Origin of the sequence: Vibrio sp. 10N.222.52.B7, assembly GCF_041474275.1 — a bacterium.
GTDB lineage: Bacteria > Pseudomonadota > Gammaproteobacteria > Enterobacterales > Vibrionaceae > Vibrio > Vibrio crassostreae_C.
This window is the reverse complement of sequence record NZ_JBFRTU010000501.1, coordinates 1-360: the sequence shown is the minus strand read 5'-3', so window position 1 is coordinate 360 and position 360 is coordinate 1. Positions and strand designations below refer to the sequence as shown.

The 360-nt window shown below is 40.8% G+C and carries 1 protein-coding gene; it reads right to left on the bottom strand.

What is annotated here, in order from left to right; all coding sequences use genetic code 11:
• Window positions 1–360: Ig-like domain-containing protein (locus AB4512_RS23895; RefSeq protein WP_372175984.1), on the bottom strand; the 360-nt coding region annotated here is incomplete at both ends.

Genomic DNA, 360 nt, shown 5'->3' with positions numbered 1-360 from the left:
TTTCACTTTGATTGATAACATTGTCGTCAGTGATGGATTCAATAACGATCGTTCCTCTAGCTGTTAAATCAACTAGATAGAACTCTGTCGAAGTAGCCGAGCCAACATTTCCAGCTTCATTTACTACATCTACCTTCGCGTCGACGATATTATCGCTATCGGAGTTTAGGTCAGACCCATTGACGTCAATGCTATATTTCCCGTCGATTACTTGACCTGTATACTCAACGCCATTGATGGTCAGTGTTACTGTTCCAGAAACGTAATCCTCACCAGTAATAGAACCTGTAATCGTAACCGTCCCTTGAGCTTCAGTTGCGTTAATCACTGAATCTTCAGTAATCGGATCAATATCTATAT